The sequence below is a fragment of the Shewanella marisflavi genome (assembly GCF_002215585.1).
Lineage (GTDB): Bacteria > Pseudomonadota > Gammaproteobacteria > Enterobacterales > Shewanellaceae > Shewanella > Shewanella marisflavi.
In genome coordinates this window covers 265,323-287,654 of the sequence record NZ_CP022272.1, presented here as the reverse complement: position 1 = coordinate 287,654, position 22,332 = coordinate 265,323, and the positions used below count along the sequence as shown (strand labels likewise).

Here is a 22,332-nt window from a genome sequence, read left to right as displayed (position 1 = left end):
GGGTCCCCGACGCCATAGGGCCATCAGGGGGAATAACTAATCTTATCTTAAAACTTGCAGCCGGGAGGTTAAAGCGGCTCTAACCAACCCCACTTATCCTGAGTCTCGCCGTTAAACAGGCCGAAGAAGCTCGCCTGTAAGGCCTTGGTCACGGGTCCGCGTCCACCCGCCCCCACCTCGATGCGATCGACACTACGTACCGGGACAATTTCGGCGGCGGTGCCCGTCATAAAGATCTCGTCCGCCAGATAGAGGAACTCACGCGACATAGGCTCTTCGACCACCTCATAACCCTGATCTCTTGCCAGGGTGATGATAGTGTCACGGGTGATCCCCATTAAGATAGCGGCCGTGGCTGGCGGGGTATAGAGCTTATTCTTCTTTACCACAAACAGATTGGCACCGGCGCCTTCGCTCACCAGGCCGTTAACGTCCAGGGCAATCCCCTCGTCGAAACCGTTACGCTTGGCCTCGGTGGAGATCTGCAGCGATGAGAGGTAGTTACCACCCGCCTTAGCCCCGGTAGGAATGGTATTGGGTGCCAGTCGATTCCAGGAGGTCACGGCCACATCGACGCCACGCTCCATGCTGCCCTCACCTAAATAGGCCCCCCAAGGGAAGGCGGCGACCATAAGGTCGCACTCGGCATCTTTCGGCGGTGTGATGCCCATGCCCACATCACCAAAAAACACTAGGGGGCGAATATAGGCGCTGTCGAGATTGTTGCTCAGCACTATGTCGCGACAGGCCTGCATGGTCTGCTCGAAACTATAGGGCACAGGCATGCGATAGATCTTGGCAGAATCATACAGACGCTGCACATGGTCGGTGAGGCGAAATCCCGCCGGGCCCTGCGGCGTGTTGTAGACACGAATCCCCTCAAACACTGAGGTGCCATAATGCAGGGCGTGTGACATCACATGCACCTTGGCATCCCCCCAAGGAATGATCTCTCCATTAAACCAAATCAATTCTGCTGTTTTTGCGGCCATCTTCTCTCACCTGTCTATTTTGCGTTTAGGCGCTTGCACTATGGGCTAATTGTGTTGCGAGTTGCTCTGTGGGTAACACCTTGCACTCGGTCACGTCGATCAATTTATTCAGCTGATGGCTCAGAAGCTCCAGCGCACGTTCACTCTCGACCACCATGCCGAGCCGGGTGGTACCATTGTCACCCAGGTGCATGTCCATCTCGGTGATCTTAAATCCACGGTGACGGGTGACTCGCAGGACACGTTCTACCACCTCGGGTTGCTGGGCTAGGGTTAAGGCTAGGTTATAGATCATGTCTGCTTCTCCATTTCATCCATCATGTCGCGGTTACTGGCACCGGGCGGCACCAAAGGCCAAACGTTGTGGGCCTCATCGATCCTTACATGCAGTAAGAAGGGCCCCTTTGCATCAAGCATCTCATCGAGTGCCGACTCCACCTCACCCGCCTGAGTGATAGTGCGTCCGGGAATGTCGAAGGCCGAGGCCATGGTGACAAAGTCGGGGTTGTCGGAAAGGTCGGTCTCGCTGAAACGCTCTTCAAAAAATAGCTGTTGCCACTGCTTCACCATCCCTAGTTTTTGGTTATCGATCAGCAGGATCTTAAGCGGGATCTGACGTCGCTTGATGGTGGTCAGCTCCTGCACATTCATCATGAAAGAACCATCGCCTGAGACGGCCACCACACAAGCATCGGGCCGGGCGACCTTAGCGCCGATAGCAGCAGGCAGACCAAAGCCCATGGTGCCCAAACCTGCGCTGGAGAGGTGATCTTCCGGGCGTCTGAACCACATATGCTGAGCGACCCACATCTGATGTTGGCCCACATCACAAGCCACCACGCTATCCTCTGGCAATTTCCCCGCCAGACAATTAAGCAACTTAGGGGCGAAGATCAGCTCGCCGGGTCTGTCGTAGCACCATTGATGCTGAGCTTTCAATGCGGCCACCTCGGTAAGCCATGGCGCGATCTCAAGTGGCTGCGCCAAGGCAGGCAAAATCTCACGCAGGTCCCCTGCGATAGCTACATCCGGGCGTCTAAGTTTACCCAACTCGGCGATATCGATATCCAGATGCACCACCTTGGCATGCTCGGCAAAGCTGGCCAGACGGCCGGTAACCCTGTCATCAAACCTAGCGCCCACCACCAAGAGGAGGTCGCACTCCTGCACCGCCAGGTTAGCGGCCTTACCGCCGTGCATACCTAACATGCCAAGATAACCCGGATGGTCATGGGCTATGCTACCGAGTCCTTTAAGGGTTGCGACCGAGGGCATACCGGTTTGCTTGATAAAGTGGCGCAGTTGCTCCACTGCGCCTGCCATGCCAACACCACCGCCCACGTAGAGCATGGGACGCTGCGCCTGGGCGATCAGCGCTCTGGCAGCTTCAAGCTGGCTGGGTTCAACTTCAGGCTCAGGCTGTATCGCCTGTAGCGGCGCCTTGTAATCTAGCAGGGCGATTTGAATATCTTTGGGTATGTCCACCAACACAGGACCAGGGCGGCCAGAAGCGGCAATTTCGAAGGCGCGGTACAGTGTCGGCACTAACTCCTCGACATCAGTCACCATGAAGCTGTGCTTGGTACAAGAGAGTGACATGCCGAGCACGTCGATCTCCTGAAACGCATCGGTACCGATAACTGCGGTAGACACCTGACCCGTGATCGCTACCAAAGGCACAGAATCTAGCAGGGCATCGGCCAGTGCGGTCACTAGGTTAGTCGCGCCAGGTCCCGAGGTGGCGAAACAAACGCCAGTCTTACCGCTCGCTCTGGCATACCCCACTGCGGCAAAGGCGGCGCCTTGTTCATGACGACTGAGCAGATGTTCAACCGGCGCACCGACCAGGGCATCGTAGATAGGCATGATGGCGCCACCTGGATAACCAAATACCGTGGTCACGCCGTGCGCGGCCAATGCCTTGATGACGGCGTCTGCGCCTCTGATCTTCTGCCCTTGTTCCATCTGCCCTATCCTGCGTAATTAAGTGTTTTCTGGGTTAAGCAAGTCATGAGTGCTAAAAACAAAAAACCCCCGGTCCTTTCGGAGCGGGGGTTCTTGTTGCAATCTTGACCTGAGTTAGGTGTGTCGACGCGCCATGCGATGCCCCCGCTGTGATTTAATAATCACTACGGTAATAATCTCAATAATGAGGAGGGCAGCTTGGTTAAACATGGTGTCTTTGTATTTCCTAATCTCTGTTTGCTTAAATTCTGTATCTCGGTCGACTCAATTTAGCCGACCTTTTAATCAATACCACAAAGCCAACGAATAACACAACCAAAACCTGCAACTATCTGTTAAAAGCCTGATCACAAGCATCTTGAGCCGCGCTAGCAAGCCAATCAAGACCAGATATTTCCCTACTCATTTGACTCTTAGGCCGACTCGATTTCATGACTTCGAAATCGAGAAAACTCGGCCCAACCACTAAAAAATCGTGGATTAATGTATTGATAGTTAAGCTTCTTCTACGATGCGCTTCATCTCGGTCATATAACCACGAAGCTCGGCGCCTATATACTCTACCGCGGTGTGACGAATCGCATCGTTCACCTCGATCAAACGCAGATTATCGACACCATTACCACTGTCTTTCAGGCCGCCACCCAGGTACTCGGGAGACATCTGGTTAACATAGTCACGCAGTAATGGCACCGCGGCGTGGTTAAACAGATAACAGCCATATTCGGCGGTATCTGAGATCACTATGTTCATCTCATACAGACGCTTACGGGCAATAGTATTGGCGATCAGCGGCGTCTCATGCAGCGACTCATAGTAGGCTGACTCCTCGACGATACCAGCCGATACCATGGTATCGAAGGCCAGTTCCACACCTGCCTTAATCATGGCAACCAGGAAGATCCCCTTATCGAAGTAGGTCTGCTCGTCGATCGCTTCATCACACTCTGGCGCATTCTCAAAGCCAGTCTCATTGGTCTCGGCGCGCCACTTCAACAAGTTAGCGTCATCGTTGGCCCAATCTTCCATCATGGTCTTAGAGAACTCACCACTGATGATGTCGTCCATATGCTTTTCAAACAATGGCTGAAGAATCACTTTGAGCTCTTCGGCCATCTCGAATGCCTTGATCTTGGCAGGGTTAGATAGGCGATCCATCATGTGGGTGATACCGCCATGCTTAAGCGCTTCTGTGGTGGTTTCCCAGCCTTGTTGGATCAGCTTAGCGGCATAACCTGGCTCTACACCATCGGCCACCATCTTCTCAAAACCTAGGATGGCGCCAGTTTGCAGCATGCCACACAAGATGGTTTGCTCACCCATCAGATCTGATTTCACCTCGGCGATGAAGGAAGAGTGCAACACACCGGCGCGATCGCCGCCTGTGGCACTAGCATAGGCCTTAGCGACTTCCAGACCGTCACCCTTAGGATCGTTCTCAGGATGCACTGCAATCAAAGTTGGCACACCGAAACCACGCTTATACTCTTCGCGCACTTCGGTACCTGGGCACTTAGGCGCCACCATGATGACTGTGATATCAGGGCGCACCTGCATCCCCTCTTCCACTATGTTAAAGCCGTGAGAATAGGAAAGTACCGCGCCCTGCTTCATCAGTGGCATCACGGCATTGACGGCATCAGTATGTTGCTTATCTGGCGTCAGGTTCAGCACCAGATCAGCATCTGGGATCAGCTCTTCAAAGGTACCAACGCGGAAACCATTACCTGTGGCTTTCTGATAAGAGGCGCGCTTTTCAGCAATCGCCTGCTCACGCAGGGCAAAAGAGATATTCAGGCCCGAATCACGCATGTTAAGACCTTGGTTAAGCCCTTGGGCACCGCAGCCCAAGATAACGATGTTCCAGCCTTTGATATAGTCGCAGCCCAGACTAAATTCACTGCGGTCCATAAAACGGCACTGGCCAAGCTGCTCTAATTGTTGGCGTAAATTCAGAGAGTTAAAGTAATTAGCCATCAGATTCCCTACCTTTAAAACGAAATCGTTGAAAATGGGCTCAACCGCCTTGGCCAAGCTGTGATTGCGATCAACTATAGCCCATGTTATTTATTGCTTAAAATGATATATTCGAAACATCATGTTGCGTTTTATGCAACACAGATATCACCTAAAGCAAGACGAATAAGCGAGGCGGGAACATGGATATTCGTACCATCAAACTCTATCTGCACCTGAGCAATAGCCTGCATTTCGCGCGCACCGCCCAGCAGATGCATGTCAGCCCCTCAACTCTCAGTCGCGCCATGCAGCGCCTTGAAGAGGAGGTCGGTGCCAAGTTGTTCGAACGGGATAATCGCAGCGTGACGTTAACCAACGCAGGGGTCGAATATCGCCACTTCGCCGAACAGACGCTGGACAACTGGAGCAAGCTGAAACACAGACTGGATCCCAAACAGGATCTGCTGCGCGGCCGTCTCAATATCTATTGCTCGGTCACGGCAGCCTACAGTCATCTACCGGCGCTGCTGGATCGCTTTCGTAATGAACACCCCTTGGTTGAGATAGCCCTGACCACAGGGGACGCCGCCAATGCGGTGGAGATGGTGCGCCAGAATCGCGCCGACATCAGCATTGCAGCCAAACCAGAATCACTGCCGGAATCTCTGCATTTCATCAAGATAGATAATGTGCCCTTGGCCATCATAGCCCCGACCTTCAAATGTGCCGTCCAAGAACTTTTAACCGAACCCTATATTCCCTGGGACAGGCTGCCCTTTATCCTGCCGGAACACGGCCCTGGGCGACAACGAATCGAGAATTGGTTCAAGCAGCTTGGGCTCAATGCTAATGTCTATGCCCAGGTCTCGGGCCAGGAAGCGATCGCTTCAATGGTGGCTCTGGGCTGTGGAGTGAGTATCACCCCAGAAGTGGTGATCCAAAACAGTCCGGTGAAAGACAGGATCCAACAACTGAGTTCTCCGGTGGCCATCCCGCCCTTTGAGCTTGGCTGTTGCAGTAAGAAAAGCCGCGAAAACGAACCCGTGATCGCTGCCTTTGTCGAAGAACTTAACGAGGTCGCCTAACCAAAGATGGCATCAGGCAGAGCTCTGCTATACTGATTTCATCAACGTATTTTCAAGGGGTTAGCCATAGTGAAATGGGGAAGCTTAGCGAGGAACTTATGTAGCGGCCTCATCTTAATCATCTTGTCTCTGCCTACATGGGCTAAGGCTTCAGTCACTATCTGCGTCGAAAATACCGAATTTCCCCCTTTTAACTATTTCGATCGCGCCCAGAGTGTCGAGCCCCGCAGCATTGGCTACGACATAGATATATTGGATCTCGCCTTCAAAGAAACCCTATTGCAGCACAAGGTGATTGCCCTGCCCTGGAATCGCTGCCTAAAGGAAGTTAAACAAGGAGCCGTGGATGCGGCCATGAGCGCCTCACTCAATCATGAGCGCCAGCGTGATTATCTTATCTCGACGCCTTACTATTACCTCACCCCCAACTACTACCTAAAGAGTGACTTTCCCCAAGGCGTGCAGGTTAAGCGTTTAGAACAGCTCAAAGAATATGGCAACGTGTGCGGCATCAAAAATTTCAACTATGACAACTTTGGTCTGAGTCCAAACTTTCATCTGTTTCAAATCCGCGAACTATCTCATTTACCAGACATGTTAACCAAGAAGCGCTGCCAGTTCTTTCTTGCCAGAAAGGAGACACTGGCAGGCACCTTGGCCATTAATAAGATGGATGAATTTGCGGCGCGCCTGGTCGGTCGTTCTACCCCTGACACTCAGCCCGAGCCTTTTTATATGTTGATCTCTAAAAACTCGCCCCACAAAGAGACCATCAAGCAGCTATTTGATACCAAGGTAGATAGGCTAAACAAAGAGGGGAAACTGCAAAACTTATTGGAACACCATTTACAGCTACTTAACCAAATTAAGTAGCTGAGAAGATCGCCGCTTGATCCTACTTTATAGCCAACTTCGCCTATACTTAATAGCGACTTAACAGCCACAAGACTTTCAAGCGGTTGGCGAATCTCACGGACTTTTGATCTCACAAATAAACATAGAGTTCCATGCCAAGGCCCGACACACTCGACGCCAATAAGCCCTGAAAGGGGGATACATGACCGCCTTTGCTATTTTTATCGTACTTCTCGGTTTGATGGGGTTGCTCGCTTCGCTCATTCCTACCTATCAGATCTGCCTGCTTAAGCCTGCGCAGTCTCAAGGTTGGTACCTGCTGCTATTGATGATAGGGCTGTTTATTCTTGGCTATATAGGTTTTCTCTGGATGCTGCTCCATCGGGAAACCGGGCCACTGGAAACCGTGGTTTCCCTGGTGTTTTCCGCCGGCGGTAGCTTTGTCTGGCTGGTGGTCAAAATGAGCAAAAAGACCATCATCAAACTGCAGGACACACTAGAGGATAAACATTATCTGGCCTATCACGACTCTCTGACCGATCTTCCCAACCGTCACATGCTCTATGAATCGATGGAGCAACAGATTAAGGGAAATGGTAATCCTTTTATCTTTATGATGATGGATCTCAATGACTTTAAGATGATTAACGACAATCTTGGCCACGACGCAGGCGACAAGGTGCTCGAGATCATTGCCTATCGTATCGAACGGGCTGTGCCATCAAAGGCGTTACCCGCTCGCTTAGGGGGCGATGAGTTTGCCGTGCTACTACCAAGCAGCGAACTGAGCCAGGCCGAACAACTGGCTAAACAGATCCAAAAAGTCGTCATTGAGGATATTCACTGCGAAGGCCATCTACTCGCCATCGGCATTAGCATAGGTATTGCTCTCTACCCACAAGATGGCGATGACAGGAAGACTCTCATGAAAAATGCCGATATCGCCATGTATCGCAGTAAACAGAACAACAGCGACTATGAGACCTTCTCTCCCATCACAGATATCCCACAGTCGCTAGATCTGCTAAGAGGCTAGTGCACAGCCTCGATACTCGGCGCTATAGGTAAGATCGCCTCGGCAGGAATGCGGGTCACCAATAGCTGATCCACCTTATAGGCATCGATATCAACCACCTCAAACTTATAGCCGCTGAAATTAACATAATCGGTGCGTTTGGGGATCTTACGCAGCATAAACATCATAAAGCCTGCGATAGTCTCGTAGTTCTGGCTCTGGGGGAAGGCCTCAATACCAAAGGCTCGCATTACGTCGGTAATGGGGGTTACGCCGTCCACCAGCCAGGAATCTTTGTCCCTGGCGATGATCTGCTCTTCACTCTCATGCAGCGACCAGGCGCCCATTACGGCGCTCTGCAGATCATTGGTGGTCACTATGCCCACCACCAACGCATACTCATTCATCACCACGGCAAAATCGGCTCTGTGATTTTTAAAATACTCCATCGACTCAGACAGGCTCAGACTATCGGGAATAATCAAGCAGCTATGCACCAGTGAGCTGTCCTTGAGTTCGATACTCTGACCATTGATAACCCGAATCAACAACTCCTTGGCATCAACGATTCCCTTAATCGAATCGAGCTGACCATCACACACCAAAAATTTGGTGTGGGGATCTTCAGCAATCTTGCTTTTTATCACCTCTTCATCGTCCTGCAGTAGAAAATAGACCAGGCTTTCCCGCGCTGTCATGGCAGCGGTGACTGGCACTGTTTGCATCTCAAACACGTTCTCAATCATCTGCTGCTCACCCTTATCAAGCACGCCCGCTTCGGCACCAGCATCCATCACTGCATAGATATCATCGGATGTCACCTGGTCGTTACGCGCCGTGGGGATCTGCAGCACTCGAAAGATCACATTCGCCAAGCCGTTAAACACCCACACCAAGGGGGTGAGTAACTTAATGCAATAAGTCATAGGACCCACCAGCACCAAGGCCACCTGCTCTGGCATCGCCATGGCGACCCGTTTCGGCATAAGATCGGCAATCAAGATAAACAGGCTGGTCACTATGATAAAGGACAAGATAAAACTCAGCTGGCTAAGCCAAGGATCGGCCAGAAACGGCAGTAGCGCAGCCTTAATCGAAGGGGTAAAGGCCGATTCCCCCACAATACCGCCCATGATGGCAACCGCATTCAGGCCTATCTGTACCACAGTAAAGAAGCTGCCGGGGTGAGTCTGTAGCAGCAATACCCGCTGGGCCCGCTCATCCCCCTCATCAGCAATCTGGCGCAAACGGATCTTACGCGCCGCCGCCAGGGCAATTTCAGACATGGAAAAAAAACAGCTGGTGGCAATAAGCACCATAATAATCAGAATATTATCGAATAGACTCATGTTAAACCTAACCTCATTGCGGCCGACCACGGCCAAGGCGCTCCTCAAGGCTGGAGCAATGCCAAAAATAACCCTAGATGATGTAAGCAGTATGAAGACGCCGACAATTATAGTGACTTATGCCTACATAAGACGTGATTGAGATACCACCTCAAGATGCCAAAATGGCGGGAATAGCGCCGCGATAAGATACGGCTGAGAACGTGGAGCACCTTTTATCAGAAATCCTAAAATAGGCAACTAGATTTTGAACAAAGGCGCTAAAAAAGCCTTGTGCTACACTTATTCGGAAAAGGTTTAATAATAAAAACAAAAGGATTTGTTTATGGCCATAGCCTGCGTCACCACGCGCGCCAGTTTGGGCGTGGCAGCCCCCGAAGTCACAGTGGAAGTGCACCTCAGCAATGGGCTACCCGCCTTCAACTTAGTGGGCCTTCCCGAGACCTCGGTAAAAGAAGCCAAGGAGCGGGTGCGCAGCGCCCTAATCAACGCCGGGTTTGAGTTTCCTCAACGCAGAATAACGGTCAATCTGGCGCCAGCCGACCTCCCCAAACAGGGGGGCCGCTATGATCTGCCCATCGCCATCGGCATACTGGCCGCCTCCAAGCAAGTGCCAGACACCCACTTAAGCGATCACGAATTTATCGGTGAACTTGCCTTATCGGGCCATATACGTGCCTGCCCCGGCCTATTGCCGGCGATCATCGATGCGCGCAAACAGGACAAAACCTTAATACTTCCCCTGGAAAATCGCGACGATGCCGAACTGGTGGGTTATCAGAAAAGCCATTTTGCTGCACACCTACAAGGGCTCAGCGAATACCTGCACGGACAAGGCTCACTTCCCGGCCTCAGCCAAGATCTGCACTGGATAGATTCAACTCCCAGAGCGCCAGGCAAATGCTTAAGCGATGTGATCGGCCAATACCAGGCAAAACGTGCCCTGGAAATCGCCGCTGCAGGCAATCACAATCTGTTGTTTCTAGGGCCACCCGGCACGGGGAAAACCATGCTTGCCAGTCGCATGATGCAGTTGCTGCCGCCATTGGATTACGACGAAGCGTTAGAAGTTGCCGCCATTCATTCGGTCGCCGGGCAGAGTATCCCTAAAGAGCAATTTTACCAGCGGCCTTTTCGAAGCCCTCATCACACGAGTTCAGCCATCTCGCTGGTGGGCGGCGGCAGCCATCCTAAACCCGGTGAGATCTCCCTGGCCCACAGGGGCGTGCTGTTTCTCGACGAGGTGGCCGAATTTCCCCGTAAGGTACTCGATTGCCTGCGTGAACCCATGGAGACGGGTGAAGTGGTGATCTCCCGCGCCGCCGCCAAACTGACCTTCGCCAGCCGTTTTCAGCTGATCGCCGCCATGAACCCCAGCCCCTGCGGCGACAGTGCAAACGCCAGAGCAAGCAGCGATCAGATACAGCGCTATCTGTCACGACTCTCCGGCCCCTTTATTGACCGTTTCGATCTCACCATAGAGGTACCACGCCTCCCCCAAGGCACGCTCACCACTAGCCAACAGGGCGAGCCAAGCCAGGTTGTCGCCCAAAGGGTACATCAAGCCAGGGAGCGTCAACTGTGCCGCGCAGGAGTACTCAACGCTGAACTCACCGGCACGCAGCTCACACAAACCGCAGGGATCAGTCAAAGGGATCTCGAGTTTCTCGAACAGAGTGTCAATCAACTGGGGTTATCTGTTCGCAGCTATCACAGGTTGCAACGCGTCGCCCGTACCATAGCGGATCTGGAACAAAGCGAAACTGTCGCCCGCCACCATATCGCCCAGGCACTTGGCTATCGCGCCATGGATAGACTGCTTAATAGCTTGAAGAATCCCTATTAACGGAGGATTTTTTCAGCTTTTTCTGGGCTATAAAGGCAGATTGAACAGGATAACATTGAGCAAAATGGCTCAGGCGAGTAACATAGGTCTCCGAATTTTTATGGGGGCTTTAATGGGCGCAGTGTTATCACTAATAAGAGGCAGCTTGGCTTTTAGCTGTTATGTAATCAATACTCTCTTCTGGGTAATACCTATCTTGTTGGTAAGTATAATAAAACTTATCCCCATCGCACCTATGCGCACCCTATGTAGTTATCTGCTGGATCACTGTGCGACCGCCTGGATCAGCGTTAATACCTTTATTGAGCGCCTGTTTCATCCGGTAGAGATTAAGATCGAAGGTGACAGCAACCTCTCCACCAAAGAGTGGTATATGGTGATTGCTAATCATCAATCATGGGTAGATATTTTGATCCTACAGCGTATTTTCAACCACAAGATCCCCTTCTTAAAGTTCTTTCTTAAACAGGAGCTTATCTTCGTTCCTGTATTGGGACTTGCCTGGTGGGCGCTGGACTTCCCCTTTATGCGCCGATACTCAAGTGCCCAACTGCGTAAAAACCCTAAGCTCAGAGGGAAAGATATTGAGATCACCCGTAAGGCCTGCGCCAAATTTAAGACTAAACCAGTCAGCGTGATGAACTTTGTCGAAGGCACTCGCTTTCGCCCTGAAAAGCACAAGAAACAAAACTCAGAATTTAACCACCTGCTCAAGCCTAAAGCTGGTGGTATGGCTTTTGCGCTCTCGGCAATGGGCGAGCAAATCCATAAACTGGTAGATGTGACCATCTATTATCCAGACAACACACCCAGTTACTGGGACTATATCTGCGGCCGAGTCAAACAGGTCAGAGTCCACATCAAGGTGAGCGAAATCGCCCCTGAGATGCGTGGCGACTACCTCAATGATCGCGCCTACAAGATCAGTTTTCAGGAACAACTCAATCGTATCTGGCAAGAAAAGGACGCCATGTTAACGAAAATGGCGCAGCAATAACCGCAGATAAGGTGCTTTAGAACGATGCTAAATTTTTTACCCGGACCCCTCCTATTTGCGCTCAGCCTAACTCTGTTGATCATCAACACTGTGTTATGGAGCTCTTTAATCTGCGTTGGCGGCTTAATCAAACTCCTGCTGCCAATCGCACCGCTACGAACCGGGATCACTCACCTGATGAATCGCTGTATGTGGAGCTGGGCCAGCTGCAATGGCGGCATTTTGTTTTTGATCGCCAAGATAGAGTGGGATATCGAAGGGCTTGAAGGTTTAAAGAAAGATGGTTGGTACCTGCTGATCAGCAATCACCTCAGCGGATTCGATATTGCCGCCCTCACCTATGTGCTGCGTAACAATATCCCCATGCTCAAGTTTTTCCTAAAGAAAGAGTTACTCTATGTGCCTTTCTTAGGATTAGGCTGCTGGGCATTGGATATGCCCTTTATGAATCGCACCAGCGCCAAGCAACTACGTAAAAACCCCAAGCTTAAGGGAAAAGACTTAGCCACCACACGTCGTTCATGTGAAAAATTCAAGACTATGCCCACCTCTATCATCAACTATGTTGAGGGCAGTCGCTTCACCGCCGAGAAGAAGGCACGTCAACGCTCGCCGTATCGTTACCTGCTGCGGCCCAAGGCCGGTGGTATCGCCTTTACCATTTCTGCAATGGGCGAGCAGTTTACCAGCCTGCTGAACGTCACCCTGGTCTACCCTGACTCGGCCGACAACACGCTATCAGAAGTGATGCACGGTAAGGTGAAACGTATTGTGGTCCGCATCGAATCTATGCCTGTACCAGAGGTGGACGATAAGCAATATTTCAACGATGCAGAATGCCGTGCCCAGTTCCAGCGGTGGCTCAATGGTATTTGGCAGCAAAAGGATGAGCAGATTCATCAGATCTTAACCCGCTACAACTCTGACCGCCTGGTGACAAAAGAGACCGCCTCGCTGGCTGAGAGCCGCTAGCCTCATCTTGGCACACATGATAAGCCGCCCACCTAAGGCGGCTTTTTAATACCTATTGTCGACAAAAATAGCAAAGCCAAAGAAGCGCCTTTCCATAAAGCAGCATAAAAACAGGTATAAAGTTTGACTTAGACTTAAGTTCAACAAGCATATTGTTGACAATAATGGCTTGTAGCACTAATTTGTTTACTGACTTTATTTATGTTTGAGCCCTGAGATGCGTCTTGAATCATTAGCCTTATCCGACACGCCGCCGGCGCTCACCTTAGCCGATAAGGCACTACAGGCTATCCAGACCAGTATCATCAAGGGAGAGCTCGCCCCAGGCAGCAAGATCAATGAACAGATGCTGGCACAAAGATATGGCATCAGCCGCGGCCCGACTCGCGAAGCTTTGTTGACACTAGAGCGCCGCCGCTTGGTGGTGAGAGTGCCACATGTTGGCGCCAGAGTGGCTCAGTTGTCGATTGAGGAGCTCAACGATCTCTATCGTCTACGCAGTGTGCTCGAAGGGATGGCTTGCGAATTAGCGGCGCAACATATTACCCCTGCGGCACTGATGCAGTTGCAAAGTCTGATGGATAATCAGGAAGAGGCCCTAGCCAAGGGAGATACCTATTTTCAACAAGATGGCGATGTGGATTTTCACTATCGCATTATACGTGCCAGTGGCAGTCGACACCTGCAGGAGACACTTATAGGTAACCTATACCATCTGCTGCGCATGTACCGCTACCAATGTACCAGCGAGACCCGGCCCACCAGGGCGATTGCCGAACACAGAAATATAGTCAATGCTATCGCCGAAGGTGACGGCGAGCTCGCCAGCCTACTGATGCGTCGTCATATTGAGCAAGGCAGGATAAACACAGAGAAACGACTCAAGGCGCTGCAAGCAGAGCAGCGTTAACCAGGTTCATGCCAGCGAATATTCGTTGACATCGACTCGAAAAGGCCTTGCCCCTCCCTTCCGGCAAGGCCTTTTCTTTTGGACGTAACACTTTGTATCATTTGAGTCATTTTGTTGTAAGTGTCATAAATTTGACTATTAACTTTAACAAAATGTTAATATAATTGCCCGCCTGAATGATTACCTTAAATGCATAGCTATGCATCAGCAGAGAATAGTAGTTTTGAACCCAGTTACGTTTATCGGTAGACTCAAGCAGTCATCATTTGCTCGCTTGGTCGCAGCTATCGCCTTTCCCCTTATGATCAGCGGTTGCCAACTCAACAGCACCCCACAAACATCACGGGATTACCTTGAGGTCACCCCAACCCAACTTAGCAAATACTGGGTAATTCAAGACAACACGCTCAATTGGCAAGACCTGCTTAATTATCAATCTAATCAGCAGCAGCTCAATATACGTTTTAGCATTAATCAGGCGGGGCAACTGGTCGATCTCGACATAGACCATGAACAGCTGGCGATGACTGCACAACAAAAAGAGCTTTTGCTGGCGAGGTTTAGCGAACAGAGGTTTAATGCCACCGTCGATAATAAAACCGCGCAGCCGGTTAGAGTGTCCGCGACCGTAGTGTTCAATTAAAAAAGTGTTCAATTAAAAAAGGCGCCTAATAGGCGCCCTTTTTATATCAAACTCAAGAGTTAGGCGCGACGCGCTCAACCTTTTGCATCCATCCTTCGGGGCCTTGACGCTTACCCTTTTGAATGTCCGTCAGAACCTGATAAATGCGGCGAGTATGTTCACCCACCTCTCCAGAGCCTACCGTTAGCACCCGACGATCTTCAAAAATATAGGAACCCACCGGCGATACCACAGCAGCGGTCCCGAATCCACCAGCTTCAATAATCTCTCCCGACTCGATATCGGCAATAAACTGCTCTAACATCACTGTCTCTTGACGCACGGTGCAACCCAGCTCCTTCTCTAACTCCATGATGGATTGAGAGGTAATGGACTTCAAAATCGTATCGGTAAACTTAGGAATGATAATGGTGCCATCTTTAAGCACGTGGAAGTGGTTCATTGCCCCCACCTCTTCTATCTGCTTGTTATTGGCATCCAGATACAACACCTGGGCCGCGCCATATTCGGCAGCCGCCTTACCTGCTTTAAGCGACGCAGCATAGTTACCCGCCGCCTTAGATGCACCCGTGCCGCCAGACACGGCGCGATGAAAACGCTCGGTGATCAACAAACGGATCGCTTTATCGAAACCATCTGCATAATAGGCGCCACTCGGGCTTAACATGACACAGAAGGTATACTGCTTGCTTGGGCTTACCGACAGCCTATCTTCGGTGGCAAACACAAAGGGACGAATATAGAGACAGGCGCCCTCTTGCATGGGGAACCACAACCTATCGACATCGATTAAGGCATTAATACCGGCCAGCTGCATCGCTTCTGGCACCTCAGGAATACACAACACCTCGCCACTACAGTTGAGGCGCTCGGCATTTTTCTTTAAGCGGAAGGTGTAGATCTCACCGTCGTCATGCATAAAGGCCTTGGCGCCTTCAAATATTGACTGACCATAATGCAGTGCCATTGCACCGGGCGCCATCTCAAAAGGCCCGTAAGGTACAATTCTCGGATCTCGCCACTCCCCATCGCGGTAATCCATCAAAAACATATGATCAGTTCTCAGATTGCCAAAGCCCACATTGGTTTCCGGCTCAAACTGTTCTGTACGGCGTTCAGACGCAGGTTTTAAGTTATAGTTTATTTGCATTTCATACCACCTTGAAGACTGATCTAGCAGACTATGTATGACCTGCTTGAAAGTCAAGCCATAGGCGGGGTAGCAGCAAATTCTTCATCTGACTCGCAGTACAGATTTTTAGACAGAGAAGGCCTGATGCACTGGGGTGTTATCTCTTCATTCCGACGAGGCTAACTCACCACAGTGATGACAATTTTGGCCCAACCCTCGAGCCTATCGAGGGCTTTTTATTGGTAGGATTGTCTGACGCAGGTGGGTTTATCTTTCAAATTCACACTAGATAAGGCGCTACAGGCCGCACAGGTCATGTGGTCTCGATAATGTTGATCGAAAAACACTTTGGTTCTTGCCTCGAGACTGTCGAACAACTCTGGCGTTAATGGTTTATCCCACTTGTACAACCCCATCAGCTTAGCCAGATGGCGATAACAGGTTTCACGCCGATTAGAGAGATACTCTGGCGCAATGAGCTGACTCTCAAACTGAGTTAATGACCCCGTTAGATAGAAGGTGAGTCCCTGCACCAGCTCTTTGATTTGCAGTGGCGTCGCCTGCAACTCCCCTTGCTCGACGGCGGCATGAAGCGAATCGGTAAACCAGCCCCAAAACGCATTGATACGTTTCTTAAAACGCTCCACCTTCTCATCGCTGGCAAGTTGCCACACCATGGTATTTACGGAGACGGATCTCAGGGTAAAGAAACTCTTGCTGCGACTAATGGTTTCAAAGGTGAACAGAACGGGCAGCAACACCTTTTCCTGTTCGGTTAACTCTGGATGCTTGTCGATGAAAATAGGCAAGTGATTCGAGGTCGCACTGCGCAAAAACAGGCAAACCAGGACATCCTCTTTACGTTCGAAAAACTTATACAGGGTTCCGGTGGAACATCCCACCTCTTTAGCCAACTGTGAGAACTTAAATGATACGACACCCTGTGACTCGATTAGCTGCTCTGCGGCATCTAATATCTGATTACAACGCATCATAGGCAAGGTTTCAGTCGGACACTTCATCATTTAACCCTCATCTTGAAAGAGGCGAGAGTATGCGCTCATTTTGACTTCGAGTAACAGCGATTGCTGATTTAATCGGGATAAACCTCACGCAATACGGCCTTTATTGCACCGCTTTGTGAATCACGTCAAACAAACATTCGCACAATAAAATTCACCGCACACACATTCGCGGTAACATTCGCCGTAACATTCAGGACCAACCGAAACATTTCGGAAAACTTATTCGAGACATGGTTCACGAATAAGTTTGCCACCCAAGAAATGGCGTGACTTAGTTCAACTTTACCCCTTCACAGAACCTCTATCTTTGTTGGCATAAAGAGACAGAGGACACTTATAGATGCACAACAGAAGAAACTTTTTAAAGCTTAGTGCGGGTGCTGCCATCGGCGGTATGACTGCCGCTTTGCCAAGCACCAGCTTAGCCAACGAGTGCCAAGAGATTAAATGGGACGAGTCTCATGATGTCATCGTGGTTGGCTCCGGCTTTGCCGGACTATCAGCCGCGCTCAATACCAAGCGCCAAGGCGTTAAATCCGTATTAGTACTCGAAAAAATGCAGGTCATCGGTGGCAACTCGGCGATCAACGGCGGCTGGTTAGCTATCCCCAAGAACCCCATTCAGCTGGCCCAAGGCATCAAAGATGACTCACCAGAAGAGCTGGTCAAAGATCAGATCATCTCGGGTCGTGGTATGCAAAACGAGGCGGCACTGCGCCAGATCGCCAATAGAGCCTTAGACGCCTACGAGCTGTGTATCGACACGGGCGTTAAATTCCGCGAAGGCTTTAACATTCAGGTCGGCGGCCACAATAAGGCCCGCGCCATACGGACACAGCACGGCACGGGCGGCGATATCACCACCAAGCTGTATGAGGCGGGGGTAAAAGAGGGGGTGGAATACCGCCTGCAACATTACATCGAAGATTTCATCATGGAAGGTCAGGAGATCATCGGCGTCAAGGTGCGTAAGAACTACCGCTTCCCTGATATCACCACAGGCAGCACGATTTACATCAAGGCTAACAAGGCGGTCATCCTGGCCAATGGTGGCTTTGCCCGCAACATGAAGCTGCGCGAAATGGTCGATCCTTCACTGGACCCCACACTAGATTGCACCAATGCCCTAGGCGCCACCGGCGAGGTCACTCTTACCGCTATGGCACACGGCGCACTACCCGTGCACATGAACCTGATTCAAACAGGTCACTGGGGCTCTCCTGATGAGGGCGGGTTTGGCTGGTCAAACGCCCTACTCTCTATCGGCTGGCACCAAGGCGCCGCCATTAGTGTTCTCAATGGTAAACGTTTTATGGATGAGCGTGCAGATCGCAAGACCTGCTCCGAAGCCATCATGAAAAACCGTTATCCAGACAACAGCCCAGCCTACCCAATAGTGTTGTTCAACTACGAGAAATACAAAGACGATGACCGTGTGGTGCGTGCGCTGCGCGACAAGATGGCCTGGAAACTGGACAGCCTCGACGAGATCGCCAGCAAGTTTAACATTCCAGCCACCGAGCTAAAACGCACCGTCAACGAATACAACGGCCATGTCAGCGCCCGTAAGGACCCGCTGTTCAACCGTAAGATGGACACGGCCGAAGTCTTAACCGGCCCCTATGTCGTCTCTCGTATCTGGCCAAAAGTGCACTACTGCATGGGTGGCCTGAAAACCGATCTCGGCGCCCGCGTTATCGATGGTCGCTCTATGGCCCCAATCAAGAAACTCTATGCCATAGGCGAAGTGACAGGTGGTATTCATGGCGAAGCCAGACTCAGCTCAACCTCTTGTCTCGAATGTTTGGCGATGGGAATCGTCGTCTCTGAATCCATCAAATCTGACGCGCAGGCATAACCACTATGAACAAATACATTTTAACCCTTTTACTTGGCCTGACACTCACTTCGAGCGCCTACGCTGGTGAACTCGTCAAGATGAAAGGCAAGACCCAAGGGCGCACCAATCACGAATTTATCTATCAAGATGGCTGCCAAAGCTGTCACCAGGGCTCAGGTAAGAAAAACGCCACTGACAGCGCATGTGTCGAGTGTCATGGCGAGATCAACAGCATCCCGGTAGACGAGAGCAAGCTAGCGATCCCTGAGGCGCATCCACATAAGTCGCTGCACTACAACCAAGGTGCAAGCTGCCTGGCCTGCCACGGTGAACATGAGAAGAAGGCGCCAGTCTGCGCCGAATGTCACCGCACCTGGTTTGGTGAGATGTAACAAATTCTGACGTAAATACTTAAAAATACTAATAGGTAATGATGATGAAAAAGACCACTCAATTTATGTTGTCCATGGTCGCCACCGCGATCGCCCTCTCTGCTTCTCCGGCATTTGCCGAGGAGCAAGAAGATGGCATCAATATCGGCGGCGCTGTACGTGTTAACTATGGCTATAAAGACTATAGCGATGCCTCTAAAGACAAAGGCGGCGATCTGACCTTCGATATGGCCGCCATCAAGTTCAACGGCAAGAAAGGCGACTGGGGTCTAGCGGCCGAGTACCGCTTCACCTCAAGCACCGACTACATCAAGTACGGTTATGGCTACTACAACATCGACCCCGACTGGCAATTACAGTTTGGTATCAACAAGGTCCCTTTTGGTAACCGTGACTTCATCTCTAACAGCTGGTGGTTCGGTATTCCTTACTACCTAGGCTTCGAAGACGATCATGATGTAGGTATCAAGGCTGTTTATGAGAAGAACGGCTGGCACACAGACCTAGCCTTCTACAAGAACCCTGAATACGGCCCGACAGAGAACAAACGCTACGCCACCGATCTCTATACGGGTACCATCAATGGCACCGAGTACAACAACGAAGAGACCAACCAGTTCAACGTGCGCCAAACCTATACCCTGGAGCATGAAGGCGGCTCGACCACTTTAGGTGGCTCGGTGCAATACGGTCAGATCTACAACAGCAAGACAGGTAACAATGGCGATCGCTATGCCGCAGCCCTGCACCTGGACAGCAACTACAAGGGCTGGAATCTTCAACTGCAAGCGATGCAGTATGAATATGACGCCGCCGATGCCGTCGATCCTAACAAGATTGGGGTCTCAGTGGTGAGCTGGCAGTATGAGATCGCTTCCAAGGGGCAGGCATACAGTGTCAACATCGCCAAGACCTTCAACACCGACTGGGGTAGTGTGAAGTGCTATAACGACTTCGGCTTGATGACGCCTGACGTTGCCGATACCAGCTATGATGACAGCATGCAAAACGTAACAGGTTGTGCCATCTCAGCAGGCCCTACCTACACTATGGTTGATTTCATCATGGGTAAGAACATGACCTTCTCTACCGCCAACAACGACCATGTAGGATTACCCGAAGTGGGCGACGATTGGGATAAGCGGGTCAACATCAACTTTGGTTACTACTTCTAACCTAGCAACCTAAGTACCCAGCAGAAATCGGCTCGCTCTCACCCGGTTTCTGCCTTTTTTCCCTTTATTGAGATTCGATGCGGCTCCCCAAGCGCTAACGCATTTTAAATCTGGCCCTATCTGATAGGGCTTTTTTCATTTCCCTCTGTATCAATCAACACCAAGACTATGAAAAAATACTTAAGCTGTGCCCTCATCTGCCTCAGTTTCCCAGCCATAACGGCTTACGCCACCAACATTGAAGTGGGTGGATTTCTCAAGGCCAATGCACGCTATGTCGATGGTAATATCGCTTTTCAAGACAGCTGGTCCGGCGGTGGGCAGGTAGTGCAAGCGGCCAAACGTACCCAATTTAGCGCTCAGGAGAGTCGCTTCAATGTCAAACTCAATCATGAGCAGATCTTCGGCTTCGCCGAGATAGACTTTGTTGGCTCGCATCAGGGCAACCCTATCATCTCAAACTCTTATGCCCCCAGACTCAGACACGCCTTTATTCAGTATCAAGGCATTACCGCGGGGCAAACCTGGTCGACATTGGTCAACACCAGCAGCTTTGCCGAAACCGCCGATCTCGGCGGCCCCTTAGTTGGCCAGGCCATGGTCAGACAAGCACAGTTCCGTTTCAGCACCGCCCACTGGCAGTTTGCCCTGGAAAACCCTTACACCTACGGCACCACCAGCCCTGATAACCAAGGGCAAACGCAATGGATAGACACCAGTAATGACTATCTGCCCGATGCTATCATCAGGTATAACCTAGAGGGGGATTGGGGCAACGTTTCACTATCTAGCCTGATCCGCTATCTCGACCCCGACGGCAGCCAACAATGGGGCGGCGGGCTCTCTATGGGGGCCAAACTCTTCACCTATGCGCGAGATGACCTACGCCTGCAACTCCACTATGGCAATCTGGGACGTTATGTAGGCACAGATGCGGCGAAAGATATCTTCAATGGCGAGATAGAGACCTCGCTGTCGGGCATGTTTGCCTACCGCCACTTCTGGACCGATCACAGCCGTTCAACCCTCTTCTATGGACGCACCACCACAGAGGTCGAACAGACAGATCGTCACCATTGGGGCATCAATCTGTTTACCGATCTCACGCCTGGACTCAGTGTTGGCATCGAACTAGGGCGATATGAAATAGAGGATGCCTCCAGCGAGGCGGCCGGCCAGCGCCCGCAAGGCGCCTCCAATTACGCTCAGTTAAGCATGCAATTTTCACTGTAAGAGGCGCGATAGGTAAGATTATTCGCGAGCCAAGTCACGAATAAGTTTGCTGTTAAAAAAGTGACGTGATCTATTTCACCTTTACAACAATCTAATCACTTTATCGTTAGTCCATACACAAGTTTACACCCAAAATAACGTGGCCAAAGGCCGCAGAAAATAGGACAGGAATGATGAAATTAAAAATGCTTTTAGGTGTTGCCGCACTGGCTTCAACCACAGCCGTGGCCCAAGGCCCACAGTGCAACCATGCGCAGCTGCCATTTCAGCAGATGACGCCGGTGCCTTACGACAGCACACCTTACTCACCGCAAGACACTATGCCTGAGCAGTGCAGTAACCCTGAAGTTGAGGCCTATATTGCGGATTGGGAAGCGGGCAAGATCGACTTCACAACCATCCAGGCCAACGACAGCATCGCCGCCGATCAGCGTTTCTGTAAGACCTTAGATGACGACGGCAACATTTCAGAAGTCAAAGACTGTGATCGTACTAAGTCACCCGTTGGTTACATCTGGAAAGAGCTATCTGACAGCCCAGTCGTGATAGGCATTACCGATGGCGGCAAGTCTGACCATGCGCCACACTTCCACGGCCAACCAGAATGTTACTATGTGGTCAACGGCGAAGGACAAACTCTGGCGGACAACCAGTTTAAGAAGCTGGGTACTGGCCAATACTTCTATATTCCAGGTGCCACCATCCACAACACGCCTATCATGTCTGAAAAAGGCCTTGGCGTGATCTACTGGTACCCTAAAAACGCCCACTTCGACGGCTTCAAATACTACTGGCGTAAAGACGTGAAAAACCTACGTGTTGCCGAAGAAGCCTTCGACCGCGTAGATGCCATCCGTAAGCGCGACCTAAACTTAGGCCCCTACGGCACCAACGAAGCCTTCTTCAAGAAATAATCTAGGCCTCTCAAACTAAAAAAGCGGAACCCC

Annotated in this window: 20 protein-coding genes; 13 read left to right on the top strand and 7 right to left on the bottom strand. The window is 51.0% G+C overall.

Annotated features, from left to right (window positions below; genetic code table 11):
- Positions 1-68 precede the first annotated feature (68 nt).
- The 4 genes from CFF01_RS01420 to ilvC all read right to left on the bottom strand — a co-directional run bounded on the left by CFF01_RS01420 (position 69) and on the right by ilvC (position 4,934).
- Positions 69-992: a branched-chain amino acid transaminase gene (locus CFF01_RS01420; protein WP_088903608.1), complete on the bottom strand. Its 924-nt coding sequence runs from the start codon at positions 990-992 to the stop codon at positions 69-71.
- Positions 993-1,017: 25 nt separating this feature from the next.
- Positions 1,018-1,287, bottom strand: coding sequence for an acetolactate synthase 2 small subunit (ilvM, locus tag CFF01_RS01415; protein ID WP_033540562.1), 270 nt, complete (start codon positions 1,285-1,287; stop codon positions 1,018-1,020).
- On the bottom strand, positions 1,284-2,957 hold the full coding sequence (ilvG, locus tag CFF01_RS01410) for an acetolactate synthase 2 catalytic subunit (RefSeq protein ID WP_088903607.1): 1,674 nt from the start codon (positions 2,955-2,957) through the stop codon (positions 1,284-1,286). The genes ilvM and ilvG overlap by 4 nt, the downstream gene beginning before the upstream one ends.
- A gap of 495 nt (positions 2,958-3,452) precedes the next feature.
- The gene (ilvC, locus tag CFF01_RS01405) at positions 3,453-4,934 is read right to left on the bottom strand and encodes a ketol-acid reductoisomerase (protein WP_088903606.1); all 1,482 of its coding nucleotides are present in this window, start codon (positions 4,932-4,934) and stop codon (positions 3,453-3,455) included.
- 182 nt (positions 4,935-5,116) lie between these two features.
- Here ilvC and ilvY point away from each other — a divergent pair, with 182 nt between their 5' ends.
- The 3 genes from ilvY (at position 5,117) to CFF01_RS01390 (ending at position 7,892) form a co-directional block, all read left to right on the top strand.
- Complete coding sequence (gene ilvY, locus CFF01_RS01400) at positions 5,117-6,001, top strand: HTH-type transcriptional activator IlvY (RefSeq protein WP_033540565.1); 885 nt, start codon at positions 5,117-5,119, stop codon at positions 5,999-6,001.
- 69 nt (positions 6,002-6,070) lie between these two features.
- Positions 6,071-6,874, top strand: a complete 804-nt coding sequence (locus CFF01_RS01395) for a substrate-binding periplasmic protein (protein WP_232479486.1) — start codon at positions 6,071-6,073, stop codon at positions 6,872-6,874.
- A 184-nt stretch (positions 6,875-7,058) separates the two neighbouring features.
- Positions 7,059-7,892 (top strand): GGDEF domain-containing protein, encoded by an 834-nt coding sequence (locus CFF01_RS01390; protein ID WP_088903604.1) that lies wholly within the window; start codon positions 7,059-7,061, stop codon positions 7,890-7,892.
- Here the strand turns inward: CFF01_RS01390 and CFF01_RS01385 are convergent.
- Positions 7,889-9,220 carry a hemolysin family protein gene (locus CFF01_RS01385; protein ID WP_088905840.1) on the bottom strand — a complete coding sequence of 444 codons (1,332 nt, stop codon included), beginning with the start codon at positions 9,218-9,220 and terminating at the stop codon, positions 7,889-7,891. The two genes, CFF01_RS01390 and CFF01_RS01385, sit on opposite strands and share 4 nt — an antisense overlap.
- Positions 9,221-9,545: 325 nt before the next feature.
- Between CFF01_RS01385 and CFF01_RS01380 the strand changes: the two genes are divergently transcribed.
- From CFF01_RS01380 to CFF01_RS01360, 5 genes are all read left to right on the top strand, one after another.
- A complete protein-coding gene (locus CFF01_RS01380) occupies positions 9,546-11,066 on the top strand; it encodes a YifB family Mg chelatase-like AAA ATPase (protein ID WP_088903603.1) in 1,521 nt (506 codons plus the stop codon).
- A gap of 112 nt (positions 11,067-11,178) precedes the next feature.
- Positions 11,179-12,063: an acyltransferase gene (locus CFF01_RS01375; protein ID WP_088903602.1), complete on the top strand. Its 885-nt coding sequence runs from the start codon at positions 11,179-11,181 to the stop codon at positions 12,061-12,063.
- Positions 12,064-12,087: 24 nt separating this feature from the next.
- Positions 12,088-13,035, top strand: a complete 948-nt coding sequence (locus CFF01_RS01370) for an acyltransferase (protein ID WP_088903601.1) — start codon at positions 12,088-12,090, stop codon at positions 13,033-13,035.
- A 217-nt stretch (positions 13,036-13,252) separates the two neighbouring features.
- Positions 13,253-13,945: a GntR family transcriptional regulator gene (locus CFF01_RS01365; protein ID WP_232479485.1), complete on the top strand. Its 693-nt coding sequence runs from the start codon at positions 13,253-13,255 to the stop codon at positions 13,943-13,945.
- Positions 13,946-14,168: 223 nt separating this feature from the next.
- Positions 14,169-14,588, top strand: coding sequence for a hypothetical protein (locus tag CFF01_RS01360; protein WP_033540571.1), 420 nt, complete (start codon positions 14,169-14,171; stop codon positions 14,586-14,588).
- A 52-nt stretch (positions 14,589-14,640) separates the two neighbouring features.
- On the opposite strand, the gene CFF01_RS01355 is transcribed toward CFF01_RS01360, so the two are convergent.
- Together CFF01_RS01355 and CFF01_RS01350 are read right to left on the bottom strand one after the other, a co-directional pair.
- Positions 14,641-15,738 carry a branched-chain amino acid aminotransferase gene (locus CFF01_RS01355; protein ID WP_088903599.1) on the bottom strand — a complete coding sequence of 366 codons (1,098 nt, stop codon included), beginning with the start codon at positions 15,736-15,738 and terminating at the stop codon, positions 14,641-14,643.
- 218 nt (positions 15,739-15,956) lie between these two features.
- On the bottom strand, positions 15,957-16,742 hold the full coding sequence (locus CFF01_RS01350) for a TetR/AcrR family transcriptional regulator (RefSeq protein WP_088903598.1): 786 nt from the start codon (positions 16,740-16,742) through the stop codon (positions 15,957-15,959).
- Positions 16,743-17,085: 343 nt separating this feature from the next.
- Here CFF01_RS01350 and CFF01_RS01345 point away from each other — a divergent pair, with 343 nt between their 5' ends.
- The 5 genes from CFF01_RS01345 to CFF01_RS01325 all read left to right on the top strand — a co-directional run bounded on the left by CFF01_RS01345 (position 17,086) and on the right by CFF01_RS01325 (position 22,299).
- Entirely contained in the window at positions 17,086-18,603 is a 1,518-nt protein-coding gene (locus CFF01_RS01345; protein WP_088903597.1) for a flavocytochrome c, read from the top strand.
- Between the two features lie 5 nt (positions 18,604-18,608).
- Positions 18,609-18,977 (top strand): cytochrome c3 family protein, encoded by a 369-nt coding sequence (locus CFF01_RS01340; RefSeq protein ID WP_088903596.1) that lies wholly within the window; start codon positions 18,609-18,611, stop codon positions 18,975-18,977.
- Positions 18,978-19,018: 41 nt separating this feature from the next.
- Complete coding sequence (locus tag CFF01_RS01335) at positions 19,019-20,152, top strand: hypothetical protein (RefSeq protein ID WP_088903595.1); 1,134 nt, start codon at positions 19,019-19,021, stop codon at positions 20,150-20,152.
- Positions 20,153-20,320: 168 nt separating this feature from the next.
- On the top strand, positions 20,321-21,385 hold the full coding sequence (locus tag CFF01_RS01330; protein WP_088903594.1) for a hypothetical protein: 1,065 nt from the start codon (positions 20,321-20,323) through the stop codon (positions 21,383-21,385).
- 170 nt (positions 21,386-21,555) lie between these two features.
- The gene (locus CFF01_RS01325; RefSeq protein WP_088903593.1) at positions 21,556-22,299 is read left to right on the top strand and encodes a cupin domain-containing protein; all 744 of its coding nucleotides are present in this window, start codon (positions 21,556-21,558) and stop codon (positions 22,297-22,299) included.
- Positions 22,300-22,332: the final 33 nt, after the last annotated feature.

Excerpts from the sequence above, each read along its gene's own strand:
- CFF01_RS01365 (WP_232479485.1), top strand. The coding sequence starts at position 13,253 with ATGCGTCTTGAATCATTAGCCTTATCCGACACGCCGCCGGCGCTCACC.
- CFF01_RS01390 (WP_088903604.1), top strand. The coding sequence starts at position 7,059 with ATGACCGCCTTTGCTATTTTTATCGTACTTCTCGGTTTGATGGGGTTG.
- CFF01_RS01370 (WP_088903601.1), top strand. The coding sequence starts at position 12,088 with ATGCTAAATTTTTTACCCGGACCCCTCCTATTTGCGCTCAGCCTAACT.
- CFF01_RS01335 (WP_088903595.1), top strand. The coding sequence starts at position 19,019 with ATGATGAAAAAGACCACTCAATTTATGTTGTCCATGGTCGCCACCGCG.
- ilvG (WP_088903607.1), bottom strand. The coding sequence starts at position 2,957 with ATGGAACAAGGGCAGAAGATCAGAGGCGCAGACGCCGTCATCAAGGCA.
- CFF01_RS01325 (WP_088903593.1), top strand. The coding sequence starts at position 21,556 with ATGATGAAATTAAAAATGCTTTTAGGTGTTGCCGCACTGGCTTCAACC.
- CFF01_RS01350 (WP_088903598.1), bottom strand. The coding sequence starts at position 16,742 with ATGAAGTGTCCGACTGAAACCTTGCCTATGATGCGTTGTAATCAGATA.
- CFF01_RS01355 (WP_088903599.1), bottom strand. The coding sequence starts at position 15,738 with ATGCAAATAAACTATAACTTAAAACCTGCGTCTGAACGCCGTACAGAA.
- CFF01_RS01345 (WP_088903597.1), top strand. The coding sequence starts at position 17,086 with ATGCACAACAGAAGAAACTTTTTAAAGCTTAGTGCGGGTGCTGCCATC.
- CFF01_RS01385 (WP_088905840.1), bottom strand. The coding sequence starts at position 9,220 with ATGAGTCTATTCGATAATATTCTGATTATTATGGTGCTTATTGCCACC.
- CFF01_RS01380 (WP_088903603.1), top strand. The coding sequence starts at position 9,546 with ATGGCCATAGCCTGCGTCACCACGCGCGCCAGTTTGGGCGTGGCAGCC.
- CFF01_RS01375 (WP_088903602.1), top strand. The coding sequence starts at position 11,179 with ATGGGCGCAGTGTTATCACTAATAAGAGGCAGCTTGGCTTTTAGCTGT.
- CFF01_RS01330 (WP_088903594.1), top strand. The coding sequence starts at position 20,321 with ATGAAAAAATACTTAAGCTGTGCCCTCATCTGCCTCAGTTTCCCAGCC.
- CFF01_RS01420 (WP_088903608.1), bottom strand. The coding sequence starts at position 992 with ATGGCCGCAAAAACAGCAGAATTGATTTGGTTTAATGGAGAGATCATT.
- ilvC (WP_088903606.1), bottom strand. The coding sequence starts at position 4,934 with ATGGCTAATTACTTTAACTCTCTGAATTTACGCCAACAATTAGAGCAG.
- ilvM (WP_033540562.1), bottom strand. The coding sequence starts at position 1,287 with ATGATCTATAACCTAGCCTTAACCCTAGCCCAGCAACCCGAGGTGGTA.
- CFF01_RS01340 (WP_088903596.1), top strand. The coding sequence starts at position 18,609 with ATGAACAAATACATTTTAACCCTTTTACTTGGCCTGACACTCACTTCG.
- ilvY (WP_033540565.1), top strand. The coding sequence starts at position 5,117 with ATGGATATTCGTACCATCAAACTCTATCTGCACCTGAGCAATAGCCTG.